Source organism: Vibrio sp. MM46, assembly GCF_027587135.1.
In the GTDB taxonomy this organism is placed as follows: Bacteria; Pseudomonadota; Gammaproteobacteria; order Enterobacterales; family Vibrionaceae; genus Vibrio; species Vibrio harveyi.
This window is the reverse complement of sequence record NZ_JAPPTO010000040.1, coordinates 1-25,745: the sequence shown is the minus strand read 5'-3', so window position 1 is coordinate 25,745 and position 25,745 is coordinate 1. Positions and strand designations below refer to the sequence as shown.

At 45.9% G+C, this 25,745-nt stretch carries 22 protein-coding genes and 1 pseudogene; 6 read left to right on the top strand and 17 right to left on the bottom strand.

The features are described from left to right. Positions 1–138: 138 nt before the first annotated feature. Positions 139–537, bottom strand: coding sequence for a Zn(2+)-responsive transcriptional regulator (gene zntR / locus OH459_RS26525; protein WP_269989526.1), 399 nt, complete (start codon positions 535–537; stop codon positions 139–141). Between the two features lie 266 nt (positions 538–803). Between zntR and purH the strand changes: the two genes are divergently transcribed. Both purH and purD read left to right on the top strand, forming a co-directional pair. Further along, positions 804–2,411 (top strand): bifunctional phosphoribosylaminoimidazolecarboxamide formyltransferase/IMP cyclohydrolase, encoded by a 1,608-nt coding sequence (purH, locus tag OH459_RS26520; RefSeq protein WP_017191155.1) that lies wholly within the window; start codon positions 804–806, stop codon positions 2,409–2,411. 133 nt (positions 2,412–2,544) lie between these two features. Then, positions 2,545–3,834 (top strand): phosphoribosylamine--glycine ligase, encoded by a 1,290-nt coding sequence (gene purD, locus OH459_RS26515; protein ID WP_053053437.1) that lies wholly within the window; start codon positions 2,545–2,547, stop codon positions 3,832–3,834. Between the two features lie 90 nt (positions 3,835–3,924). On the opposite strand, the gene OH459_RS26510 is transcribed toward purD, so the two are convergent. Then, positions 3,925–4,623: a DUF1481 domain-containing protein gene (locus OH459_RS26510; RefSeq protein ID WP_269989525.1), complete on the bottom strand. Its 699-nt coding sequence runs from the start codon at positions 4,621–4,623 to the stop codon at positions 3,925–3,927. Positions 4,624–4,662: 39 nt separating this feature from the next. Further along, a complete protein-coding gene (gene hupA, locus OH459_RS26505) occupies positions 4,663–4,935 on the bottom strand; it encodes a nucleoid-associated protein HU-alpha (RefSeq protein ID WP_005433627.1) in 273 nt (90 codons plus the stop codon). Positions 4,936–5,188: 253 nt separating this feature from the next. On the opposite strand from hupA, the gene OH459_RS26500 reads away from it, so the two are divergent. Continuing rightward, positions 5,189–6,322 (top strand): CNNM domain-containing protein, encoded by a 1,134-nt coding sequence (locus tag OH459_RS26500; RefSeq protein ID WP_005451141.1) that lies wholly within the window; start codon positions 5,189–5,191, stop codon positions 6,320–6,322. 79 nt (positions 6,323–6,401) lie between these two features. On the opposite strand, the gene OH459_RS26495 is transcribed toward OH459_RS26500, so the two are convergent. After that, entirely contained in the window at positions 6,402–6,989 is a 588-nt protein-coding gene (locus tag OH459_RS26495) for a YjaG family protein (protein ID WP_005451139.1), read from the bottom strand. 66 nt (positions 6,990–7,055) lie between these two features. Here OH459_RS26495 and OH459_RS26490 point away from each other — a divergent pair, with 66 nt between their 5' ends. Both OH459_RS26490 and OH459_RS26485 read left to right on the top strand, forming a co-directional pair. Next, on the top strand, positions 7,056–7,979 hold the full coding sequence (locus OH459_RS26490) for a D-2-hydroxyacid dehydrogenase (protein WP_045490588.1): 924 nt from the start codon (positions 7,056–7,058) through the stop codon (positions 7,977–7,979). 7 nt (positions 7,980–7,986) lie between these two features. Next, a complete protein-coding gene (locus OH459_RS26485; protein WP_009697536.1) occupies positions 7,987–8,559 on the top strand; it encodes a uracil-DNA glycosylase family protein in 573 nt (190 codons plus the stop codon). Positions 8,560–8,779: 220 nt separating this feature from the next. Here OH459_RS26485 and hemE read toward each other — a convergent pair whose 3' ends face one another. From hemE to nudC, 4 genes are all read right to left on the bottom strand, one after another. Continuing rightward, positions 8,780–9,847, bottom strand: coding sequence for a uroporphyrinogen decarboxylase (gene hemE / locus OH459_RS26480; protein ID WP_269989524.1), 1,068 nt, complete (start codon positions 9,845–9,847; stop codon positions 8,780–8,782). Between the two features lie 304 nt (positions 9,848–10,151). Next, positions 10,152–10,892 carry a hypothetical protein gene (locus OH459_RS26475; protein ID WP_005451134.1) on the bottom strand — a complete coding sequence of 247 codons (741 nt, stop codon included), beginning with the start codon at positions 10,890–10,892 and terminating at the stop codon, positions 10,152–10,154. A 4-nt stretch (positions 10,893–10,896) separates the two neighbouring features. Continuing rightward, on the bottom strand, positions 10,897–11,388 hold the full coding sequence (locus tag OH459_RS26470; RefSeq protein ID WP_005451133.1) for a hypothetical protein: 492 nt from the start codon (positions 11,386–11,388) through the stop codon (positions 10,897–10,899). A 121-nt stretch (positions 11,389–11,509) separates the two neighbouring features. Beyond that, a complete protein-coding gene (gene nudC / locus OH459_RS26465) occupies positions 11,510–12,292 on the bottom strand; it encodes an NAD(+) diphosphatase (RefSeq protein WP_269989523.1) in 783 nt (260 codons plus the stop codon). Between the two features lie 178 nt (positions 12,293–12,470). Here nudC and OH459_RS26460 point away from each other — a divergent pair, with 178 nt between their 5' ends. After that, positions 12,471–12,962, top strand: coding sequence for an Rsd/AlgQ family anti-sigma factor (locus OH459_RS26460; protein ID WP_005434886.1), 492 nt, complete (start codon positions 12,471–12,473; stop codon positions 12,960–12,962). A 370-nt stretch (positions 12,963–13,332) separates the two neighbouring features. On the opposite strand, the gene rpoC is transcribed toward OH459_RS26460, so the two are convergent. The 9 genes and pseudogenes from rpoC to OH459_RS26415 all read right to left on the bottom strand — a co-directional run. After that, the gene (gene rpoC, locus OH459_RS26455) at positions 13,333–17,535 is read right to left on the bottom strand and encodes a DNA-directed RNA polymerase subunit beta' (protein WP_005451130.1); all 4,203 of its coding nucleotides are present in this window, start codon (positions 17,533–17,535) and stop codon (positions 13,333–13,335) included. Between the two features lie 105 nt (positions 17,536–17,640). Continuing rightward, complete coding sequence (rpoB, locus tag OH459_RS26450) at positions 17,641–21,669, bottom strand: DNA-directed RNA polymerase subunit beta (protein ID WP_005451129.1); 4,029 nt, start codon at positions 21,667–21,669, stop codon at positions 17,641–17,643. Positions 21,670–21,919: 250 nt separating this feature from the next. After that, the gene (gene rplL / locus OH459_RS26445) at positions 21,920–22,288 is read right to left on the bottom strand and encodes a 50S ribosomal protein L7/L12 (RefSeq protein ID WP_005451128.1); all 369 of its coding nucleotides are present in this window, start codon (positions 22,286–22,288) and stop codon (positions 21,920–21,922) included. Positions 22,289–22,345: 57 nt separating this feature from the next. Further along, positions 22,346–22,840: a 50S ribosomal protein L10 gene (gene rplJ / locus OH459_RS26440; RefSeq protein ID WP_005451126.1), complete on the bottom strand. Its 495-nt coding sequence runs from the start codon at positions 22,838–22,840 to the stop codon at positions 22,346–22,348. Positions 22,841–23,133: 293 nt separating this feature from the next. Next, positions 23,134–23,835: a 50S ribosomal protein L1 gene (rplA, locus tag OH459_RS26435; protein ID WP_005384683.1), complete on the bottom strand. Its 702-nt coding sequence runs from the start codon at positions 23,833–23,835 to the stop codon at positions 23,134–23,136. A gap of 4 nt (positions 23,836–23,839) precedes the next feature. Next, entirely contained in the window at positions 23,840–24,268 is a 429-nt protein-coding gene (gene rplK / locus OH459_RS26430; protein ID WP_005451125.1) for a 50S ribosomal protein L11, read from the bottom strand. A gap of 143 nt (positions 24,269–24,411) precedes the next feature. Continuing rightward, positions 24,412–24,960, bottom strand: a complete 549-nt coding sequence (nusG, locus tag OH459_RS26425) for a transcription termination/antitermination protein NusG (RefSeq protein ID WP_005451123.1) — start codon at positions 24,958–24,960, stop codon at positions 24,412–24,414. A 13-nt stretch (positions 24,961–24,973) separates the two neighbouring features. After that, positions 24,974–25,354: a preprotein translocase subunit SecE gene (gene secE / locus OH459_RS26420; RefSeq protein ID WP_005451121.1), complete on the bottom strand. Its 381-nt coding sequence runs from the start codon at positions 25,352–25,354 to the stop codon at positions 24,974–24,976. A gap of 267 nt (positions 25,355–25,621) precedes the next feature. Continuing rightward, positions 25,622–25,745, bottom strand: a pseudogene (locus tag OH459_RS26415) (elongation factor Tu); the annotation flags it as partial.

Genomic DNA, 25,745 nt, shown 5'->3' with positions numbered 1-25,745 from the left:
CTAATAGACAGCGTCGCTTTAGGAATAGATAGGACTACACATTCTTACAGTCGACTAAAGCCGAGATTATAGGTGGGAAAACGGCTTGAACCTAGAAAAGCAAGCCGCCAAAAATGCAAACTTAAATTAAGTAGCACGCTACTCAAGGGCTGCGAGGATAGAACAGTGGCTGGCATCGTCATTGTTATGCCCACAGCAAGCGTCATTGATCTTCTTTAATGCGGTGCGAATCTTTGTCAGTTCCGCTATTTTTTCATCAATTAAAGTTAACTTTGCAGAAGTGATAGCTTTTACTTCTGCACAGCTGTGTTCTGTCGCTTCTAATTTGATTTCTAGAAGCTCTTTTATTTCCTCTAAACTTAAGCCAAGCTCTTTCGCTTTGAGAATGAAGCGTACCTGTTTTTGGTTTTCTTCGTTGTATAAGCGATAGCCCGATTCACTTCGCCCTGCGGGCTGGATCAGTGTACTTTTTTCGTAGAAACGTAATGTATCGGCAGTCACACCACAGCGTTTCGCCAGTTCACCTATCTGAAACATAACTTTCCTTATTAACTATCTCGTTACTTTTAAAGCCAAAGATCGAGTTTTTTGCAATTATTTTTGAGATGCCAAACGATTGCGCGAGCTTTTTTGTAATAAATTGGTTAGAATACGCGCCATCAAATAGTGGAGACTGTTTTCTAAGCATGAAAACACCTGCAAAGGTCTTTACCAAAACTGGCCAATATTTTACCCCACGAGGTAAAAACAAGTTCATTTTTGGCAAACATCTTTAACTCCGTGAATTTGAGGAAAATGGAAGCATGAACAACGCTCGTCCTATTCGCCGTGCGCTTATCAGCGTATCAGACAAAACAGGTATTGTTGAGTTTGCACAAGCTCTTGCTGAGCGCGGTGTCGATATCCTATCTACTGGTGGTACGGCTCGTCTACTTGCTGAGCAAGGCATCGCAGTAACCGAAGTCTCTGACTACACTGGTTTCCCAGAAATGATGGACGGTCGCGTTAAGACGCTTCACCCGAAAGTTCACGGTGGTGTACTGGGTCGCCGTGGTCAAGATGATGACGTGATGGAAAAACACGGCATCAACCCTATCGATATGGTTGTTGTTAACCTATACCCATTCGCAGAAACCGTAGCAAAAGAGGGTTGTACTCTAGCTGACGCAGTTGAAAACATCGATATCGGCGGTCCAACTATGGTTCGCTCTGCTGCGAAAAACCACAAAGACGTGACTATCGTCGTTAACGCAGGTGATTACCAGCGCGTAATCGCAGAGATGGATGCAAACGACAAATCCCTTACTCTAGATACCCGTTTCGACCTTGCTATCGCAGCATTTGAGCACACTGCGGCTTACGATGGCATGATCGCAAACTACTTCGGCACTATGGTTCCATCTTACGGTGAGAACAAAGAAGGTGATGAACCTTCTCCTGAAAACAAGAGCAAATTCCCTCGAACATTCAACCAACAGTTCGAGAAAAAACAAGATATGCGCTACGGTGAGAATAGCCACCAAGCAGCTGCTTTTTACGTAGAAGCAAACCCACAAGAGGCGTCTGTTTCTACTGCTCGCCAAATCCAAGGTAAAGCCCTTTCTTACAACAACATCGCAGACACAGATGCAGCACTTGAGTGTGTGAAAGAGTTCAACGAACCAGCATGTGTGATCGTAAAACACGCGAACCCATGTGGTGTGGCTCTAGGTAAAGACATCCTAGAAGCGTACAACCGTGCTTACCAAACTGACCCAACATCTGCATTCGGCGGCATCATTGCATTCAACCAAGAGCTAGATGCTGAAACAGCAACCGCTATTGTTGAACGTCAATTCGTTGAAGTCATCATCGCACCTTCTGTTTCTGCTGAAGCGATTGAAGTGGTTGCAGCGAAGAAGAACGTGCGCCTGCTTGAGTGTGGCGAATGGTCAACGAAGACAACGGGCTTTGACGTGAAACGCGTGAATGGCGGTCTACTGGTTCAAGACCGTGACCAAGGCATGGTAAGCCTAGACGACCTAAAAGTGGTTTCTAAGCGCCAGCCAACAGAAGAAGAGCTGAAAGATGCACTGTTCTGCTGGAAAGTAGCGAAATACGTGAAATCTAACGCGATTGTTTACGCGAAAGGTGATATGACCATCGGCGTAGGCGCAGGTCAAATGAGCCGCGTTTACTCAGCGAAAATTGCGGGAATCAAAGCAGCAGACGAAGGTCTAGAAGTCGCAGGCAGCGTAATGGCATCTGATGCGTTCTTCCCATTCCGTGATGGTATCGATGCAGCAGCAGAAGCTGGCATCAAGTGTGTGATTCAACCTGGCGGCTCGATGCGTGATGACGAAGTTATCGCAGCAGCAGACGAACACGGCATGGCAATGATCTTTACAGGTATGCGTCACTTCCGCCACTAGAAAGAAAAGATGCGAGAGCGCTTCGCTACTGGATACAAGAGCGTTGCGCTCCGAGATGAGCAACACTTTCCTTTCGTGTTGCTCAAACATTTTCTAGTTCTACTACTATCAATTTTGATTGAAGGTTTAAAACATGAATGTACTTATCATTGGTTCAGGTGGTCGTGAACACGCACTAGGTTGGAAAGCGGCGCAAAACCCAAATGTTGAGACTATCTTCGTTGCTCCGGGTAACGCAGGCACAGCACTAGAGCCTAAACTAGAGAACGTAAATATCGCAGTAGAAGACATCGCGGGTCTGGTTGCATTCGCAAAAGAGAAAGCCATTGAGCTGACCATCGTTGGTCCTGAAGCACCATTGGTTATCGGTGTTGTGGATGCTTTCCGAGAAGCAGGTCTGCCAATCTTTGGTCCAACACAAGCAGCAGCGCAGCTTGAAGGCTCTAAAGCGTTTACTAAAGACTTTCTTGCTCGTCACCAAATCCCGACGGGAGCATACGCAAACTTCACTGAAATCGAGCCTGCACTCGCTTACGTACGTGAACAAGGTGCACCAATTGTAGTCAAAGCTGATGGTCTTGCCGCTGGCAAAGGCGTGATTGTGGCAATGACACTAGAAGAAGCTGAAGACGCCATCAAGGATATGCTAGCGGGTAATGCATTTGGTGATGCTGGCAGTCGTGTGGTTATCGAAGAATTCCTAGATGGGGAAGAAGCAAGCTTCATCGTGATGGTGGATGGTGAGAACGTTTTGCCAATGGCCACCAGCCAAGACCACAAACGCGTAGGCGACAAAGATACCGGTCCAAACACAGGCGGCATGGGCGCTTATTCTCCTGCTCCAGTGGTAACACCTGAAATTCATAACCGCATCATGGAAGAAGTGATTTACCCAACAGTGCGTGGGATGGCTTCAGAAGGCAACCCTTACACAGGTTTCCTATACGCGGGTTTAATGATCGATAAAGACGGTACGCCGAAAGTGATCGAGTACAACTGCCGCTTTGGTGATCCAGAAACGCAACCGATCATGATGCGCATGGAATCGGATCTTGTTGATCTATGTCTGGCTGCTATTGATGCCAAACTGGATCAAGTGGAATCAAAATGGGATCCACGAGCATCGATTGGTATTGTGTTAGCCGCCGGAGGCTATCCTGCTGCGTACAACAAGGGCGACATTATCTCAGGTCTTCCACAAGTTGAAATTGAAGGTGAGAAGGTCTTCCACGCAGGTACACACAACAAAGACGGCGACATTGTGACAAACGGCGGCCGTGTACTTTGTGCAACAGCACTTGGTAACAGCGTATCGGAAGCACAGCAACGCGCTTATGAACTTGCAAAACAGATCAGTTGGGATGGCATGTTCCATCGCAACGATATCGGCTACCGTGCAATCGCACGTGAGCAAGAAAAATAAAAACAACTTCAGTTGGCTAAAAAGACAAAAGGCGCATTAAGCGCCTTTTTTATTCATGTGACTCCACTAGCATGAAGCTAAGCTCAGAACTTACTCAGAGATCAGCTTTGGTCGTGGGATACAATCAAAGTTGTCATCATTAAGCATCAACAATTCGTCAACAGTTGCTGTATTACGTGACTCTTTGCCGATAAATGCAATGTAGCTATCTACCGATGCCAATCTATCAATCACAAACTTAGGTAAAGTCTGGTTAAATTCTAGCGTCGCGAACTCACGTCCTTTGCAGGTTTCGAACGTCTCGCCATCCCAATAGCCCTGAATTAAACTCTGACCTTCGCGAGATTGACTCTTGATCGAAGCAACCACATCATTCGCTTCTGTCTTGTAACGCTCTAGCTGATCACGTCGTAAAGGCAGCACTTTCCCGTTCACACGGTATTGCTGATAGATCGCATCGCCATCTTTATTGAATCGAATGTGGATTTGAAAAGGCACCAATCCTTGTTTTATATCGAGTTGCTCACCTTTTCGAATCAACTCTCTTAGCTCACCATCGTCCCAGCGATAATCACTCTGATACGAGCCGGAATCACCCATAGCTACGTAGTCTGCAGCCGTACTAACGCGTGTCAGACGTTCTGTCATCCAATACAAACTGGTGGCATCACCCATGATTTTCCCGCCTGAGAAATGGGTAAATTGGTCAAGGTTTGGGGTTTCAACAGAAGAACAGCCAACAAGAGCGAGGCTTGATAAAAGGAGTGAAGTGAGTAGATGTTTTTTCATGAAATTGCACCGAGGCAGGATACCTCGGTGCATTTTAACTTAGTTTACTGATTCTTTCAGCGCTTTACCTGCTACGAATGCTGGTACGTTAGCTGCTGCGATTTGAATCTCGTCACCAGTCTTAGGGTTACGACCAGTACGTGCAGCGCGGTGGTTTACTTTGAATGTACCAAAACCAATTAGTTGAACTTGGTCACCCTCTTTAAGAGCGCCAGTAACACCCTCAAGAGTTGCTTCAAGAGCAGCTTTAGCTTGTGCTTTAGATAGGTCTGCTTTCTCTGCAATAAAGTCGATTAATTGGGTCTTGTTCATTAGGTTTCCCTTCTCATATGTTATCGAATTCATCTCACTCTAAAACATAAATGCCCCATCTGGCAAAGGTTTGTAAGCGATCTTTCGATTTTCTGACGTAGTTTTAGCCATAATATGAGTAATAACTCACAATTTGTTACTACTTGTACGGGCAAAGCGCTTGCTTTCTAATGCAATTAGAACGATTTATAGGGCGCTTTTGCGGTTATAATCGCTTAAAATCCCGACTATCACATTACATTCAAGGGCAACTATGCTGCTGTTATCCATTTATATCTCTATTGCTATCGGCATTTCGTTTATCTGTTCGGTACTGGAGGCGGTACTTCTTAGTATCAGTCCGAGCTACATTGCGCAGCTCAAACAACAGGGGCACCCTGCTTCTGCTCAGTTAGAAAAACTGAAAGCAGACATCGACCGACCACTGGCTTCGATCCTGACCCTGAACACCATTGCTCACACTATCGGTGCAGCAACGGCAGGTGCACAAGCGGCGGTAGTGTTCGGTAGCGAAGCACTAGGTATCTTCTCTGCGGTACTGACACTGGCGATTCTTGTTCTATCAGAAATTGTACCTAAGACGATTGGTGCAACTTACTGGCGCCAACTTGCACCATCTGCGGCGGTATCGCTGCGCTGGATGGTATGGGCACTAACGCCATTCGTATGGTTCTCTGAGCAAATCACTAAGCGCCTAGCTCGTAACCACGAAGCACCGAAGATGCGCGATGAGTTATCTGCTATGGCCATTCTGGCAAAAGAGAGCGGAGAGTTCGCAGAAGGCGAATCAAAGATCCTGAGCAACCTACTGGGCATTCAAGACGTGCCAGTAACACAAGTCATGACACCGCGTCCGGTCGTATTCCGCGTAGACGCAACCATGACCATCAACGACTTCCTAGAGAAGCATAAAGAGACGCCTTTCTCTCGCCCACTGGTTTACAGCGAACAGAAAGATAACATCATTGGTTTTGTGCACCGTCTAGAGCTGTTCAAGCTGCAACAATCGGGCAGTGGTCAAAAACAACTCGGTTCGGTCATGCGTCCAATCCAAGTGGTACTGAACAACACAGCTCTACCAAAAGTGTTTGACCAAATGATGACTCACCGTCTGCAGCTAGCGCTTGTGGTTGACGAATACGGCACAGTACAAGGCTTGGTAACGCTAGAAGACATCTTTGAGCACCTATTGGGTGAAGAGATCATCGATGAAGCGGATAAGAGCACAGACATGCAAGAACTGGCTTACCAACGCTGGGAAAGCTGGAAAGAAAAGCACGGCGTAATTGAAAGCCGCGATGACGATGAAGAAGAGGAAGGGCTGGAGAAACAGGACAAAGAGCCAGAAGCTCAAGAGCCAACGAAGCCAGAATCTAAAGAATCGTAATCAGTACTGGGCATAACAGCCCATATGCAAAAATAAAAAGGCATCCAATTTGGATGCCTTTGTTCTGTCTATTCAATAATTAAAGTGTGATGCCGATATTGCTCACGGCGTCTTCACGTAGCTCTTCACGCAAATCTTTAATCAAGCAGATGTCGCGTTCCACCGCTTCACGCAGTGGACGGAAGATCGCCCATTGAACATCCCACTCTTCACATACGGCTTCATTTTCTTTTTGATTGTCGTTGGTGATTGGCTCCGCACCTTGTGCTTGTTCTAGGTCAGCAACGGTTTTTACCGACTGTTGGCTCACTTTAAGCATTGAGTCGAAAAGGTAGTCGCGATCCAACAGGCCATGCAACAATGTCGACAGGCTCTGACACGCGTCCATCGCTGGGTAAACACCGTAAAAATCGAATTCATCCGCACTTGGGAACAACTCTTCTAACTTCTCTAATTGACGTTCGAAGTTAATTTTCGCGTTCTTAACCGTCAGAATTTCCCATACACTATCAAGAATCGCTCGGTAAGCACGTGGCTCAGCAAATTCTGTATTCTCACAAAACATCGCATAGTTTGGATACATGCGTTCACACAGACACGCCATGAAGGTAATTTGTTGCCAAGGTTCTAGTTTTTCCAAACGAACCTGAAGAGGATTCTTAAGCATAGTCACTCAATCATTGAAGAAAAAAACAGCGAAAGTGTACTTGATTCATCACAGGGAAAAAAGTTAATGCAGCATCCAAATCAGATTTTCCTGCTCTCAGAGCATCGCGACACCTACGAAACGTTACTGGCAGAGAAAAATCTGCCCGATCTTTGCCTCACCGACCAACCTGAAGAAGCTCAGATCGTACTGGCGGATCCACCATTACTATCACAAAGGTTAGACGAGTTTTCACAGCTTGAGTGGGTGCAATCCACATTTGCTGGTGTGAATGCCTTAATGTCACCAAATCTACGCCAGGATTACACTTTAACCAACGTACGCGGCATTTTCGGACCATTAATTGCCGAGTACGTAATTGGCTACTGCATTGCTCACTTCCGCCACTTTATGCAATACCACCAGCAACAGCAGAACAAGCAGTGGCAACCGCACCTGTACACCTCGCTGCAAAGCAAAACTATGGTGATTGTTGGTACAGGCAGCATTGGTAGCTACTTGGGGAATGCAGCGCAATTGATGGGAATAAAGACTATCGGAGTGAATCGTACCGGGATTCCAACCTCTGGCGGTGAATTTACTCAAACCTATCACATCAATGAACTAGCAAGCGCTTTTCACCAAGCGGATATTGTCGTGAATACGCTACCGAGCACACCGGATACGCAGCGCTTACTCAATAGTGAAGTGTTAAGCCACCTTAATCAGGCACTGTTATTTAATGTCGGAAGAGGTGATGTGATTGATGATGCAGGTCTATTGCTCGCGCTAAAGAATCGCTGGGTGGAACATGCTTTTCTCGATGTATTTGAACAAGAACCACTCTCGCCGCAACATCCGTTTTGGAAACTTCCGCAGGTAACCATCACACCCCACATCGCAGCATTGAGTTTCCCTGAGCAAGTGGTCGACATTTTTGCAGATAACTACTTGAGTTGGCGAGACGGTTTCTCTCTTAATAATCAGGTCGATTTCGATAAAGGGTATTAACCATCTTATGTCTTTAGAAACATTGCTAAAGCAAGTACGTGCCTGCCAGATCTGTGCAGACGATTTACCTTTGGGTGCAAATCCTATCGTACAAGCCGCAAAAGACGCACGCATTCTAATCATCGGACAAGCGCCGGGAACGCGCGTACACAAAACCTCGATACCTTGGAACGATCCAAGCGGCGATCGGTTACGCCAATGGCTCGATATCGACAAAGACATTTTCTACGACCCAAACAAAATTGCCATTGTCCCAATGGGCTTCTGTTATCCAGGTAAAGGAAACTCAGGTGATCTACCACCTCGTAAAGAATGTGCGCCAGCTTGGCATAAACAGATTCTTGAGCAGTTGCCCAATATAGAGCTGACGCTACTGATTGGTCAGTACTCACAGCAGTACTATCTCACCAACAAACCAAAGACGCTCACGCAAACTGTTCAGCAATGGCAGGATTGGGAACCTGACTTTATTCCACTTCCCCACCCTTCTCCACGCAACACATTGTGGTTAAAGAAGAACCCTTGGTTTGAATCTGACGTCGTGCCATATCTTAAAAAACGCGTTCATTCGATGCTTTAGGTTACCTATGATCTAATTGCTTGCTTATCTGTACAAGAAAATTAGAACATAAAACCCGCAATCATAAGCCTTTGTTTATATTAAATTTTAATGTGTAACGTACAGCTAGAATAGTAATTAGATCATGGCAGACCAAATACTATCAAAGCTGTACAATCTTGAGTTTCAGGTAAAAAAATACCGGCACTGATTGCCGGTATTTGATTTCAAAAAGTCGAAGTTACTTGTGGTATGGCTTAGATAGCTCGTGTACCGCTTCCACAAACACACCTGCGTTTTCTGGCGGCACATCCAAGTGGATACCGTGACCTAGGTTGAACACGTGACCAGTACCTGCATCGCCAAAGCCTTCTAGAATACCCGCGACTTCTTCACGGATACGCTCTGGTGAAGCGTAAAGCATTGATGGGTCCATGTTACCTTGTAGAGCCACTTTATCACCGATACGCGCTTTCGCGTCTGCGATGTTGATTGTCCAGTCTAGACCTACCGCATCGCAGCCCGTTGCTGCGATTTGCTCAAGCCACATACCACCGTTCTTAGTGAACAGCGTTACTGGTACACGGCGACCGTCGTTTTCACGAATCAGACCATCTACAATCTTGTGCATGTATTGCAGAGAGAACAGGTTGTAGTCACGAGGTGTCAGTACACCACCCCATGTATCAAATACCATCACCGATTGTGCACCCGCTTTAATTTGCGCGTTTAGGTACTCGATAACGCTGTCTGCTAGCTTATCTAGAAGTAGATGCAGAGTTTGTGGTTCTGCGTACATCATCTTCTTGATCTTGGTGAACGCTTTCGAGCTGCTGCCTTCAACCATGTAAGTCGCCAGTGTCCATGGGCTACCAGAGAAACCAATCAGTGGAACGTCACCATTCAAGTCTTTGCGGATTTGACGCACTGCGTTCATTACGTATTGCAGTTCGCCTTCTGGATCCGGCAGACCGATCTTTTCAACGTCTGCTTTGCAAGTGATTGGTTTATCGAAAACCGGACCTTCACCAGCAGCAAAACGAAGTTCTAAGCCCATTGCATCTGGGATAGTTAGGATGTCAGAGAACAAGATCGCTGCATCAAGAGGAAAACGGCGTAGTGGTTGAAGCGTTACTTCTGACGCCAACTCCGCGTTTTTACACAAAGACATGAAATCGCCCGCTTGCGCACGAGTTGCTTTGTATTCTGGTAGGTAACGACCTGCCTGACGCATCATCCATACTGGCGTGTAATCTACTGGCTCTTTTAAAAGGGCACGCAGATAACGATCATTTTTTAATTCAGTCATTCCGTAATTCCAATTGTTAGGCTTTCTTTGAAAGGGGGTATTCTATCACTGATTTAAGGCTAATAGCTGTGTGCTTTGCAACCTGGATCAAGTTATTAACTTTTAAATCAGTGCTTAATTTGCACCCAATCGGTATCAGTGTTAAAAATTTGTTCGCTAGCGAAAACTACAATTATAAACTGAGTACCCGGTACTCAGCATCTCATAACGACATCTTACTTACCCCCTCCCTCTCGGAGGGTTTTTTTTATCTATTTTTCAATGAATTAAAAAAGCCACCTTACGGTGGCTTCATATTTCATAATCATGATTGGCAAACTTTTTTCATGACCCCTTTTACATATCCTTTGGATAGGTAAGTCGGACACAAGGTCTCCCGCACCGATTGCGAGTCAATAATGTAATTCTCAAAGTTCGTTAGTGCCGTGTTAGCACACCCATTTGTTGCGACTTCTTTTGCCAATGCAAACTGAGAATTACTCGGTCGATCAAGCGTATACAACAGCGCATTCGAGACCTTTTCATCTGCACAGTATTCCGGAGACTGCTTGACTGCCGCGGCATAGAATGGAATCGCGAGAGATTTAGAGACATTTTGGAACACCTTAGTCCCTTCTTCAAAACTTACGTTACCCGCAGGAGAGAGTTCGGCGAGCAGTTGTCCGTAGCTCTCTACACACCCTTCCATCGAATACTTGATACAAGATTGCGCTGCCGGAACTAAGGCTTTTGCAAAGCTTTGAGTAAAATCACTGGATTGAGACAGAAACGCATACTCAGTGAGTAGCTGCTGCCCTAAACCAATAGCGCTATCAGCGGCTCCGGAAGAAACGTAACTATTGAAAGCTCCTGTTGCAGCATCTGCCACCAGTCCTTGCCAAGCATCATCTCGCTTTGATGGACGAATATCATTGGCATGATAGAGCAGCTCATTCCAGCTTTGTGCTTTATGAAGAGCGGTTAAATCTTCCATAGAGTAACGCTCTTCAGCGACCGCAGAAAAGCTTGAAGCCATGGCAACTAAGGGGAAGAGTATTTTTTTCATTACCTTAGTTCCACGCTTGCTTGAGATATTTCAGCGTTGAAGAGTCGTAAGCCGCGTTCGGGTTCAAAGCGACTTTAAGCACACTGCCACCATCATCAAGAGAGAAACCTGCTTTACGCGCCTTCACAGAGTCTTGACCAACAAATTGGATTTGTTGAACTTTTTGGAACTCTTCTTTATAAAGTGCGGCATGTTCAGTCGTCGTGCATAGCTTAACCATATCATCGTAGATATAGTTGATTAAGCCACCCAGCCAACCTGTGGTTTTTACTTTGTCTAAACGAGCTTCAGCAAAGTCGTAGTCATCCCACGCAGCCCAGTCAAAGTTTGTTTCAAGAACTTCATTGCCACAAGCGGTTTGCACTTTTGCGACGTTTTCCGTCATTGTATTTTCGGTCAACATACGCTTCGCTTTCACTTCAATACTTGCCTGTGCCGAAACACTTACCAAAGAAAAAGACGCAATACCTAGCCATAACGCTGATCTGTATTTCATTAGACATACTCCTTTATTAATCATTGTGTCATTACAGAATGCTGTGCTTGGTCAGTCTAACAACCCCCTTTGTCTCAAAAGTGATTCTACCTTTTCCTTTAATCGCTTTACGAGTCGGCTCTCAAGCCTGCTGAATATCACTAATTGTTTGCTCAATTAATGCTCTTGCGATCGTCCCTTTTGGGGCTACTTCCGGCATATCATCAACGCCAAACCATTGAGCATCAGACAGCTCGGTGTAATCAGGATTCAATTCACCAGACTCGTAATCCGCAAGAAATGCCATCATCATACTGGATGGAAAGGCCCATGGTTGGCTGCCAAAATAGCGAATATTTTTAACGTGTACGCCGGTTTCTTCGTGCACCTCGCGTGCCACACACTCCTCCAAGGTTTCACCCACCTCTAAAAAGCCCGCTATTACGGTATACATGCCATTTCGATGGCGAGGGTGCTGAGCTAGCAAGATTTGGTTGTCTTTACGCACAGCGACAATGATGCACGGGAAAATACGCGGATAATGCAAAGTACGGCACTCACCACACTGCATTGCCAATTGATTGTTATTGAGGAAATTGCGACCACCGCATTGCGGACAAAAACGCAGACTTTGTGTCATATGACCATACTGAATGGCTTTACTGATCAAAAGAAAAAGGGAGTCTGAGAAATGGAGACAATCACGCAAAGATACAAGCTCTAAATCGTGGTCTAAATCCGACAGGTTTACCCACATCACCGGGGCATCTTGATATTCACCTATCTGCCTTGCACTCGCTTCTGGCAGTGAGAGCTGCTCTGCATTGCCAAATGGTATAGTACCATCCACCAGCCAAACATCGCTTCCTGAGACAACACACCAATAGGCGTTTTTCGTACGGTTAACTTCACCTTTTCTTAACATTACAGCGTCCCTTTGCTTGAAGTTCATTCATTTTACTGGCAATCTAATTTCATACCAGAGTTTGTCGTTCGCTAAATTTGCAACTATAAATTCTAGTAAGGACAAGAGTTTGTAATCACTTTACTAACTTTGCTTTGCAAAGGATACGTTCGCCAACGGGCGATCAGATCATGAGGGCATGGTCATGCTAAAAAAATTCAAACAAACACAAGACCAATGGGGCGGCTCCAGTGACGTTATTGACCATTGGCTGGAAACGAGACAATCTCTGATTGTCGAATATTGTAAGCTTGCAGCACTGCAACCTTGTTCGAAATCCAATGTCATTGAACTCCCTTCCCCTGACGAACTTCAGCACTTCTGCCAACACCTTGTGGATTATATCTCTGAAGGTCATTTTAAAATCTACGATATGGTGATGGATAAGTGGAAAGCCACTGGCTTTGTTGCTACTGATGAAATTAACCAAACTTACGCGAAGATCGTCCTCACTACTGAGCCGTTGTTGAACTTTACCGACAAATATTCTGATGTTTCAGCCGAAGATGAACTGGCTGATTTTGACGAAGATATGTCTTTGATTGGGGAAATCATTGAGACACGCTTCGCGGTAGAAGACCACTTGATTCAGTTGATTGCCGACAGTTTAGCGATGCCGCCTGGCGCATAGCGAGAAGCGAGAAGCGAGAAGCGAGAAGCGAGAAGCGAGAAGCGAGAAGCGAGAAGCGAGAAGCGAGAAGCGAGAAGCGAGAAGCGAGAAGCGAGAAGCGAGAAGCGAGAAGCGAGAAGCGAGAAAATTCTTAAGGGTTGGTGTGTGCACGTCAACCCTTTTTGTTTTTCGGGATTCGCTTCTATTTTATCTTTCTAGGGATAAGTCCAGTCAACACCCTCTTCGTCAATCACTTTCACGGTTCTCCAAAGGCACACCTCTCGATTCCGCAAACGAAGCATACCTACATGTCGGAGCGTAGCGTTCTAACCTTTGCTCCCAAAAACAAAAAAGGCACCCGAGGGTGCCTTTTCTTTTAAGCTCTTAACGATTACTCGTCAGAAGAGAAGCCTGCGTTTAGAAGTGCAGCTAGGTTATCTGTTGCTTGTTCAGCAGATGGACCTTCTTGCGCTTCAGCACGTTTAGCTTGACGATCTTGGTGGTATGCGAAACCAGTACCAGCTGGGATCAGACGACCAACAATTACGTTCTCTTTCAGACCACGTAGGTCATCACGCTTACCAGAAACCGCAGCTTCTGTTAGTACGCGAGTTGTCTCCTGGAACGATGCCGCAGAGATGAATGACTCAGTCGCTAGAGATGCCTTAGTGATACCTAGTAGCTCACGCTCGAAACGTGCCGGCTCTTTGCCTTCAGCTTCTAGGTTACGGTTAGAAATCTTAACTTGTGAGTATTCAACTTGCTCGCCAGGTAGGAACTCAGAGTCACCTGCGTGAGTAATTGTACACTTACGTAGCATTTGACGAACGATAGTCTCGATGTGCTTATCGTTAATCTTAACGCCTTGTAGACGGTAAACTTCTTGTACTTCGTTAGCGATGTACTGAGTTACAGCGTGTACGCCACGTAGACGTAGAATGTCATGTGGAGACTCTGGACCATCTGCGATCACGTCACCACGTTCAACACGCTCACCTTCAAATACGTTCAACTGACGATGCTTAGGAATCATCTCTTCGTAAGTATCACCGCTGTCGCGAGTGATAACTAGACGACGCTTACCTTTCGTTTCTTTACCGAAGCTCACAGTACCTGTGTGCTCAGCAAGGATCGCAGGCTCTTTAGGCTTACGAGCTTCGAATAGGTCAGCTACGCGTGGTAGACCACCGGTGATATCTTTGTTACCGCCAGATTTCTGAGGGATACGAGATAGTGTGTCACCAATGCCAACTTCAGCGCCATCTTCGATGTTTACAATCGCTTTACCAGGTAGGAAGTAGTGAGCTGGCATTTCTGTACCAGGGATCATTACGTCGTTACCTTGCTCATCAACAAGTTTGATAGCTGGACGCATATCTTTACCTGCTGCTGGGCGAGCTGCTGGATCAGTTACTTCGCTTGAAGATAGACCTGTTAGGTCATCTGTTTGACGAGAAACTGTAACACCGTCGATCATGTCTACGAACTGGATGCGACCTGCCACTTCAGTGATGATTGGCATGGTGTGCGCTTCCCAGTTAGCAACAACTTCACCAGCTGTTACTGCGTCGTTGTCGCCTTTGCTTAGCATCGAACCGTAAGGAAGTTTGTGCTTCTCTTTAGTACGACCGAATTCATCAATGATAGTTAGCTCAGATGCACGAGACGTGATTACCAGCTTCTTATCTTTGTTGATTACGAACTTAGCGTTGTGCAGTTTAACTGTACCAGTTGTCTTCGCTTGGATGCTGTTCTCTGCTGCTGCAGTAGATGCCGCACCACCGATGTGGAACGTACGCATCGTAAGCTGTGTACCCGGTTCACCGATAGACTGAGCAGCGATTACACCAACTGCTTCACCTTGGTTCACTAGGTGACCACGTGCTAGGTCACGACCGTAACACTGTGCACAACAACCGAAGTCAGAATCACAAGTAACTACAGAGCGCACTTTCATGCTGTCTACTGAGTTCTCTTCCATGATCTGACACCACTTCTCATCAATTAGAGTGTTACGTGGGATCAGAACATCTTCTGTACCTGGCTTAAGAACGTCTTCAGCTACTACACGACCTAGCGCTAGCTCAGTTAGTGCAACTTTAACATCACCACCCTCGATGTGAGGCATCATGTCAACACCCTCGTGAGTGCCACAGTCATGTTCAGTTACAACAACGTCTTGAGCAACGTCTACTAGACGACGAGTTAGGTAACCCGAGTTCGCTGTTTTCAGTGCCGTATCCGCAAGACCCTTACGAGCACCGTGCGTTGAGATAAAGTACTGAAGTACGTTTAGACCTTCTTTAAAGTTCGCTGTGATCGGCGTTTCGATGATTGAACCATCTGGACGCGCCATCAGACCACGCATACCCGCTAGCTGACGAATCTGAGCTGCAGAACCACGAGCACCCGAGTCAGCCATCATGTAGATGCTGTTAAACGATTCTTGTTGCTCTTCTTCACCGTCACGGTTAACTACCGTTTCAGATGAAAGGTTTGCCATCATCGCTTTCGCTACGCGATCGTTGGTCGATGCCCAGATATCGATAACTTTGTTGTATCGTTCGCCCGCAGTAACAAGACCAGATTGGTATTGTTCCTGGATTTCACGTACTTCTTCTTCCGCTTCTGCGATTTCAGTGTACTTAGCTGGCGGTACAACCATATCGTCGATACCAACAGATACACCAGATAGTGCCGCGTATGCGAAACCTGTGTACATGATTTGGTCAGCGAAGATTACAGTGTCTTTCAGACCTAGTTTACGGTACGCCTCGTTTAGTAGGTTAGAGATTTGCTTCTTACCTAGCTTTTGGTTAACGATGCTGTACGGTAGACCAGCTGGCACGATTTGCCATAGCATTGCACGACCGATAGTTGTATCAACCATCTTAGTCTCTGTTGTGCTGTTGCCGTCTTCGTCTACAACTGTTTCTGTAATACGTACTTTAACGCGTGCGTGAAGTTCAGCTTGCTTAGTGCGGTATGCTTTCTCAGCCTCTGCTGGGCCAGAAAGGTACATGCCTTCACCTTTCACGTTGATCTTGTCACGAGTCATGTAGTACAGACCCAATACAACGTCCTGAGAAGGTACGATGATCGGATCACCTGACGCTGGCGACAGAATGTTGTTTGTCGACATCATCAGAGTACGAGCTTCAAGCTGTGCCTCTAGAGTTAGAGGTACGTGAACCGCCATTTGGTCACCATCGAAGTCCGCGTTGTACGCCGCACACACTAGTGGGTGTAGCTGGATCGCTTTACCTTCGATTAGTACTGGTTCGAACGCCTGGATACCTAGACGGTGAAGTGTAGGTGCACGGTTCAATAGTACTGGGTGCTCACGGATTACTTCGTCTAGGATATCCCAAACTACCGCTTCTTCACGCTCTACCATTTTCTTAGCAGCTTTGATTGTAGTCGCAAGACCACGAGTCTCTAGCTTGCTGTAGATGAATGGTTTGAATAGCTCAAGTGCCATCTTCTTAGGAAGACCACACTGGTGTAGACGAAGGTATGGACCTACTGTGATTACAGAACGACCAGAGTAGTCTACACGTTTACCTAGAAGGTTCTGACGGAAACGACCTTGCTTACCCTTGATCATATCAGCAAGAGATTTCAGAGGACGCTTGTTAGAACCAGTGATCGCACGACCACGACGACCGTTGTCTAGTAGCGCATCAACAGACTCTTGCAGCATACGTTTTTCGTTACGTACGATGATGTCCGGAGCTGCTAGCTCTAGAAGACGCTTCAAACGGTTGTTACGGTTGATCACACGACGGTATAGGTCGTTTAGATCAGAAGTCGCAAAACGACCGCCATCTAGTGGTACTAGAGGACGCAGATCTGGCGGAAGTACTGGAAGTACAGTTAGGATCATCCACTCTGGGTTGTTACCAGATGCGATGAACGCTTCTACCAGCTTCAGACGCTTAGTTACTTTCTTACGCTTAGTTTCAGAGTTAGTAGTTTCTAGCTCTTCGCGCATTTGTTCTGCTTCAGCGTGCATATCCATAGAACCTAGTAGATCCTTGATAGCTTCTGCACCCATCTTAGCAGTGAACTCGTCGCCCCACTCTTCTAGACGGTCTAGATACTCTTCTTCCGTAAGCATCTGACCTTTTTCTAGATCAGTCATACCCGGCTCAGTTACTACGTACATTTCGAAGTAAAGAACACGTTCGATATCACGTAGAGGGATATCCATTAGTAGACCGATACGAGACGGTAGCGATTTTAGGAACCAGATGTGAGCTACTGGTGAAGCAAGCTCGATGTGGCCCATACGGTCACGACGAACTTTAGTTTGTGTAACTTCTACACCACACTTCTCACAGATAACACCACGGTGCTTCAAGCGCTTGTACTTACCACAAAGACACTCGTAGTCTTTAACTGGACCAAAGATACGCGCACAGAACAGACCATCGCGTTCAGGTTTGAACGTACGATAGTTGATCGTTTCAGGTTTTTTAACTTCACCGAAAGACCATGAACGGATCATGTCTGGTGAAGATAGACCGATTTTGATTGCATCAAATTCTTCGGTCTTATGCTGTGCTTTTAGAAAGTTTAATAAGTCTTTCACAATCAGCTCCTGTAAGGAGTTAAAAGGAGCTCACTCGCTAAAGTGAGCACCTTCTACCAAATAATCGCTTTAGATTCTCTCAACCTTAGTCAAGAGAGAAAGAGATTACTCTTCGTCTTCTAGCTCGATGTTGATACCTAGCGAGCGAATCTCTTTCAACAGTACGTTGAACGATTCTGGCATACCAGGTTCCATGCTGTGGTTACCGTCTACGATGTTTTTGTACATCTTAGTACGGCCGTTAACGTCATCCGACTTAACCGTTAGCATTTCTTGTAGAGTGTAAGCCGCACCGTATGCTTCTAGTGCCCATACTTCCATCTCACCGAAACGCTGACCACCGAACTGAGCTTTACCACCAAGTGGCTGCTGAGTTACTAGGCTGTACGAACCAGTTGAACGAGCGTGCATCTTGTCATCAACAAGGTGGTTCAGTTTCAGCATGTACATGTAACCTACTGTTACAGGGCGCTCAAACTGGTCACCTGTGCGACCATCAAACAATTTTAGCTGACCAGATTCTGGTAGGTCTGCTAGTTTCAGTAGCGCTTTAATAGACGCTTCTGGTGCACCGTCAAATACTGGAGTCGCGATTGGTAGACCGCCACGTAGGTTCTTGATCAGAGTACGAACTTCGTCATCAGATAGAGAAGCAATATCTACTTTCTGGCGAGTCTCGCCTAGATCGTAAACTTTTTGTAGGAACTCGCGGAATTTCGCTAGTTCTTGCTGCTCTTTAACCATCTGGTTGATCTTGTCACCAATACCTTTCGCTGCCAGACCTAAGTGTACTTCTAGGATCTGACCGATGTTCATACGCGAAGGTACACCCAGTGGGTTAAGTACGATGTCTACAGGCTGACCTTTCTCATCGTATGGCATGTCTTCAACAGGGTTAATCTTAGAGATTACACCCTTGTTACCGTGACGACCCGCCATCTTATCACCAGGCTGAATGCGACGTTTAACCGCTAGGTAAACCTTAACGATCTTCAGTACGCCAGGTGCTAGATCATCACCTTGAGTGATCTTGCGACGCTTAGTTTCGAATTTCTTATCGAAGTCAGCTTTTAGCTCGTCCCACTGCTCTGCTAGTTGTTCTAGCTGAGTTTGTAGAGCGTCATCTTCTAGCGTTAGTTCTAGCCACTTCTTACGATCAGTTGTGTCTAGTTTCGCTTCAGAGTAACCACCTTCAATCAGTACGGCTTTAACACGGTTTAGAAGGCCACCCTCAAGAATCTGGAATTCTTCAGTTAGGTCTTTCTTCGCTTCTTTAAGCTGCATTTGTTCGATTTCAAGCGCACGCTTGTCTTTCTCTACGCCATCGCGAGTGAAGACTTGAACGTCGATGATCGTACCTGATACAGAGTTAGGTACACGTAGTGAAGTATCTTTAACGTCAGATGCTTTTTCACCGAAGATTGCACGTAGTAGCTTCTCTTCAGGCGTTAGCTGAGTTTCACCTTTAGGTGTTACTTTACCAACTAGGATGTCGCCACCCTTAACTTCTGCACCGATGTAAACGATACCTGACTCGTCTAGTTTAGACAGAGCAGACTCACCTACGTTTGGAATATCAGCTGTGATCTCTTCAGAACCAAGCTTAGTATCACGCGCCACACAAGTAAGTTCTTGGATGTGGATAGTCGTGAAACGGTCTTCTTGAACTACGCGCTCAGATACTAAGATCGAGTCTTCGAAGTTGTAACCATTCCAAGGCATGAACGCGATACGCATGTTTTGACCAAGCGCTAGTTCACCAAGGTCTGTTGAAGGACCATCAGCAAGAACATCACCGCGTGATACAGGTTCACCTGGCATCACACATGGGCGCTGGTTAATACATGTGTTCTGGTTAGAACGTGTGTATTTAGTCAGGTTGTAGATGTCGATACCAGCTTCACCTGGTACTAGCTCTTCTTCGTTCACTTTAACAACGATACGAGAAGCATCTACAGACTGGATTACACCACCACGTTTAGCAACTGCAGTTACACCTGAGTCAACTGCTACGTTACGTTCAATACCAGTACCAACAAGCGGTTTGTCAGCTTTCAGTGTTGGAACTGCCTGACGTTGCATGTTCGCACCCATCAATGCACGGTTCGCATCATCGTGTTCTAGGAACGGGATAAGCGATGCAGCGATAGATACAACCTGGTTTGTCGCAACGTCCATGTACTGAGCGTGCTCACGAGGGTGTAGACCAGATTCACCTTTTTGACGAGCTGTGATCAGCTCATCTGCAAAACCGCCTTCTTCAGTTAACGCAGCATTAGCCTGTGCGATAACGAATTGACCTTCTTCGATTGCAGATAGGTAATCTACTTCGTCTGTTACAATGCCATCTACAACGCGACGGTATGGTGTCTCTAGGAAACCGTACTCGTTACAACGCGCAAACGCAGATAGGGAGTTGATCAGACCGATGTTTGGACCTTCCGGCGTTTCGATAGGACATAGACGACCGTAGTGAGTTACGTGTACGTCACGTACTTCGAAGCCAGCACGTTCACGAGTTAGACCGCCAGGACCCAATGCAGAAATACGACGCTTATGCGTTACTTCTGATAGCGGGTTGTTTTGGTCCATGAACTGTGAAAGCTGTGAAGAGCCAAAGAATTCTTTAACAGCTGCAGAGATTGGTTTCGCGTTGATCAAGTCTTGAGGCATGATTGCGTCAAGATCGCCTAGGCTTAGACGCTCTTTAACTGCACGCTCAACACGTACTAGACCTACACGGAACTGGTTCTCAGCCATTTCGCCTACAGAGCGGATACGACGGTTACCTAGGTGGTCGATATCGTCCACTTCGCCTTTACCGTTACGAATCGCGATAAGCTTCTTCATCACTTCAACGATATCTAGCTCGTCAAGTGTGCCTTGCTCTTGAGCATCTTCACGACCGATAGAGCTGTTGAACTTCATACGACCAACAGTCGATAGATCGTAACGCTCTTCAGAGAAGAATAGGCTTTCGAATAGTGCTTCTGCAGCTTCTTTTGTTGGTGGCTCACCAGGGCGCATCATGCGGTAGATTTCTACCAAAGCAGAAATACGATCAACAGTGCTGTCGATGCGTAGCGTTTCTGACATGAATGGACCATGGTCTAGATCGTTGGTGAACAACGTTTCTAGTGATTTGTGGCCAGCCTGAGATAGGTTCGCTAGAGCTTCCAGGCTGATTTCCTGGTTAGCGTTAACAATGATCTCGCCTGTTGCTTCGTTGACGTAATCTTTCGATGCAACTTTACCAACGATGTACTCAACTGGTACTTCGATGTGATCAACGCCATCTTTCTCTAGTTGGCGGATATGACGAGCTGTTACACGACGACCTTGCTCAACGTAAGTTTTACCGTTCGCTTCGATGTCGAATGACGCAGTTTCACCACGTAGACGATCAGGAACCAACTCCATTAGTAGAGTTTGGTCTTTCACTTCGAAGTTCACTTTTTCGAAGAAGATATCTAGGATTTCTTCTGACGTTTTACCAAGTGCACGAAGGATGATCGAAGCTGGTAGCTTACGACGGCGGTCAATACGTACGTATAAGTTATCCTTAGGGTCGAACTCAAAGTCTAACCATGAGCCACGGTAAGGAATAACACGTGCGTTGTATAGAACTTTACCTGAAGAGTGGGTCTTACCCTTATCGCTGTCGAAGAACACGCCTGGGCTTCGGTGCAGCTGGGATACGATAACCCTCTCGGTACCGTTAATTACGAAGGTACCATTGTCTGTCATAAGCGGAATTTCGCCCATGTAGACTTCTTGTTCTTTAATGTCTTTTACAGTACCTGCTGGCGCGTCTTTATCAAAGATTACTAGACGTAGTTTTACGCGTAGTGGCTTTGAGTAAGTTACACCGCGGATTTGACATTCTTTAACGTCAAAAACTGGCTCACCAAGACGGTAGCTAACGTATTGCAGCTCAGAATTGCCGTTGTAGCTCTGAATTGGGAATACAGAACGGAAAGCAGCTTCAAGACCGTATTGACCTTCAGGATCCTGTTCGATGAATTTGTCGAACGAATCGAGCTGGATCGATAGCAGGTATGGAATGTCCAAAACTTGTGGACGAGTACCAAAGTCCTTACGGATGCGCTTTTTCTCGGTATAAGAGTAAACCATGGGGTTCCTCAGCTCGCTGATAAGTGACCCAAACTGTCCGCCCGCTCCTAGTTACTTAAGGGGGGTAAGGGACAGTGACTAAATAGCTGTTTACTGTAGTGACATTTCATTGCGTAGGAATGAAATGTTTTTTGCTTGGGAACAGGCGCTTAAACAGCGGGAAAATTCGCCTATACCCTACAGCGCAAAAAGGCCGGTGGTTAAAAAACCACCAGCCAATTAGCCGTTAGGCTAAGAAACTATGCAATAATTACTTAACAGCAACAGTTGCACCAGCTTCTTCTAGCTGAGCTTTAAGTGCGTCAGCTTCTGCTTTGTCAACACCTTCTTTAAGAGGTGCTGGAGCGCCGTCTACAAGAGCTTTAGCTTCTTTAAGACCTAGACCAGTTGCGCCACGTACTGCTTTGATTACAGCAACTTTGTTGCCGCCAGCAGATTCTAGGATTACGTCAAATTCAGTTTGCTCAGCTGCAGCTTCGCCGCCTGCTGCGCCACCTGCAACTACTGCAGCAGCAGCAGTTACACCGAATTTCTCTTCCATAGCTTCGATTAGTTCAACAACTTGCATTACAGACATTTCTGCAACTGCGTCTAGGATTTGCTCGTTAGTAATAGACATAACAATTCTCTTTTAAGTCAACAATAAGTTTATTTTGCAACCAGTAAAAAGCAAGGCTTAAGCCGCTGCTTCTTCTTTTTGATCGCGGATAGCAGCGATAGTACGTACCAGCTTGCCAGCAGAAGCTTCTTTCATGCACATCATTAGGCGTGCGATTGCTTCGTCGTAAGTTGGTAGTGTTGCTAGTACTTCAGCGTCAGTTAAAGCGCCTTCAAATGCAGCAGCTTTGATCTCGAAATCTTTGTTCTCTTTAGCGAAGTCTTTGAAAAGACGCGCTGCAGCACCTGGGTGCTCGTTAGAGAACGCGATTAGAGTAGGACCAGTGAAAGTGTCAGTTAGACACTCGTAGTCTGTACCCTGAACCGCACGACGTGCTAGAGTGTTACGCACGACTTTCATGTAAACACCCGCTTCGCGAGCTTGTTTACGTAGAGAAGTCATCGCGCCAACTTCAACGCCACGAGAATCAGCTACAACTGCAGAAAGTGCACCACTGGCAGCTTCGTTGACTTGAGCAACAATTGCTTTTTTGTCTTGAAGGTTTAAAGCCATCTTGGATTTACTCCTGGTTGTCGTTACACCACTCACTATCATCACGACAGTGAGAGCTATTGAGGTGCATTCCCAGAAGAAAGTTAACTATTTACATAGAGCTTTCTGTCAGTTCGGGCACCATCTACGTAGGATGATTAAGTTTGTTTTGAGAACAAACACCTACGGTCTTGGACGGAGACTGGGTCTTAATTCATTTCGAACTAGGAGACAGTTCAAAGAACCAATGTTCAGCCCCAACCACAAATATTAGGCGCAAAATTATACACAAATTTTGCGCCTAAGCAAATAAATTATGCTTGAGTGTTCAGGCTAGCCTGATCAACAGCAACACCAGCACCCATAGTAGTAGAGATGCTTACTTTCTTCAGGAAAGTACCTTTCGCTGAAGATGGCTTAGCTTTCTTCAGAGCAACTAGAAGAGCTTCTAGGTTCTCTTTGATCTGCTCAGCAGAGAAGTTTGCTTTACCGATAGTAGTGTGGATGATGCCGTTTTTGTCGTTACGGTAACGAACCTGACCAGCTTTAGCGTTCTTAACCGCTTCAGCAACGTTAGGAGTTACAGTACCAACTTTAGGGTTTGGCATTAGACCGCGAGGACCTAGGATAGTACCTAGTTGACCTACAACGCGCATTGCATCTGGAGAAGCAACAACTACGTCGAAGTTCATTTCGCCTTTCTTAACTTGCTCAGCAAGATCTTCCATACCAACGATGTCTGCGCCAGCTTCTTTAGCTGCTTCAGCGTTTGCACCTTGAGTGAACACTGCAACGCGGATTTCGCGGCCAGTACCGTGAGGTAGTACAGTTGCACCACGTACGTTCTGGTCAGATTTACGAGCATCGATGCCTAGGTTAACAGCAACGTCAACAGACTCTACGAATTTAGCAGTAGCTAGTTCTTGAAGAAGAGCAACAGCTTCGTTGATTTCGTACTCTTTAGTTACGTCAACTTTTTCGCGGATTACGCGCATGCGCTTAGTTAGTTTAGCCATCTTATTAACCCTCTACCACTAGGCCCATTGAACGAGCAGTACCAGCGATTGAACGCTTCATTGCTTCGATGTCAGCACCAGTCATATCAGCAGCTTTAGTTTCTGCGATTTCTTGGATTTGAGCGTCAGTTACAGTACCCACTTTTTCAGTGTTTGGACGACCTGAACCAGACTTAACGCCAGCAGCTTTCTTAAGAAGAACAGCAGCAGGTGGAGTCTTAGTTACGAACGTGAAAGAACGGTCGTTGTATACAGTGATAACAACAGGAGTAGGTAGACCTTTCTCTAGAGATTCTGTTTTCGCGTTGAACGCTTTACAGAATTCCATGATGTTAACACCGTGTTGACCTAGTGCAGGACCAACTGGTGGACTTGGGTTCGCCATACCAGCTGCAACTTGTAGCTTGATGTAAGCTTCAACTTTCTTAGCCATGATAATTCCTAAGTTTGGGTACAAACGCTAATCATCGATCAGCTCCCCGTTTAATGAAAAAACTCTTTACTTCACCAGAAGTAAAAAGGCGCGAAATTATAGTCATAATTCGCGCCTTAGACAACCCTTAAAAAGGTGTTTTTTTAATCAAGTTTTTCAACCTGACCAAATTCAAGCTCAACTGGTGTTGCACGACCAAAGATCGACACAGACACTTTCAGGCGGCTCTTCTCGTAATCCACTTCTTCAACAGTACCATTGAAGTCAGCAAATGGACCTTCATTAACACGTACCACTTCGCCCGCTTCGTACATAGTACGTGGACGAGGAGCTTCACTTGCTTTCTCAAGACGATTAAGAATCGCATCAGCTTCTTTGTCTGTGATAGGTGCTGGACGGTCTGAGGTACCACCAATGAAGCCCATGACACGCGGCACACTGCGTACTAGGTGCCATGATTCATCGTTCATAATCATCTGAACAAGGACGTAACCTGGGAAGAACTTACGCTCAGATTTACGACGCTGACCCGCGCGCATTTCCACTACTTCTTCAGTAGGAACCAGTACTTCACCGAATAGCTCTTCCATGCTGTGCATTTTGATATGCTCGCGAAGAGATTGAGCTACACGACCTTCAAATCCAGAGAAGGCTTGAACCACATACCAGCGTTTTTTTGGAGCTTCACTCATGAATTAAAACCCTCTATACCCCAGTCGCTAGAGCTACTAGACGAACCATGATGCCGTCAATACCCCATAGCGCTAGAGCCATTACAATACTTACAGCTAAAACGATCAGTGTTGTTTGCATAGTTTCTTGGCGTGTAGGCCAAACAACTTTACGAACTTCCATACGAGATTCTTTTGCAAAACTGATCGCTGCTTTACCTTTAGTCGTTGTTGCTGCAACGCCAAGAGCAGCTGCAATTAGAACAACAACGCCTGCAGCGCGAACTACTACAGACATTTCACCATACAGGTAATTACCCACAACAGCGGCCGCTGCTAATACGAAAGCGGCAATCCACTTAAACGTATCTGCTGCGTTTGAGCTATCAGGAGTTTCAGCATTATTTGCTTTCATAAACCAACCTGTCACAAGTCTTAATATAGACGACAACAACCCCGCTGTTGCAGGGCAAACTCCATATCGCTGAAAAAATCAGCGTTACTCTCTTAAGATTAAGCCTCTCCGGCCAATCTTGCTCTGCTCTCAACCAAAATCTGAACAAGAAAACAGCTAAAATAATGTTGAGTGCAGAAAAAGGGCATCAAATGATGCCCTTTTTGCTACTGGTTCGTCAAATCTAATTCAAGATTTTCCGAAGACATTCGTTTAATTCTTTAAGAATTAGTCGAAGATCTTAGCAACAACACCAGCACCTACAGTACGGCCACCTTCACGGATAGCGAAACGTAGGCCTTCATCCATAGCGATAGGAGCGATTAGCTCAACTTGCATTTGGATGTTGTCA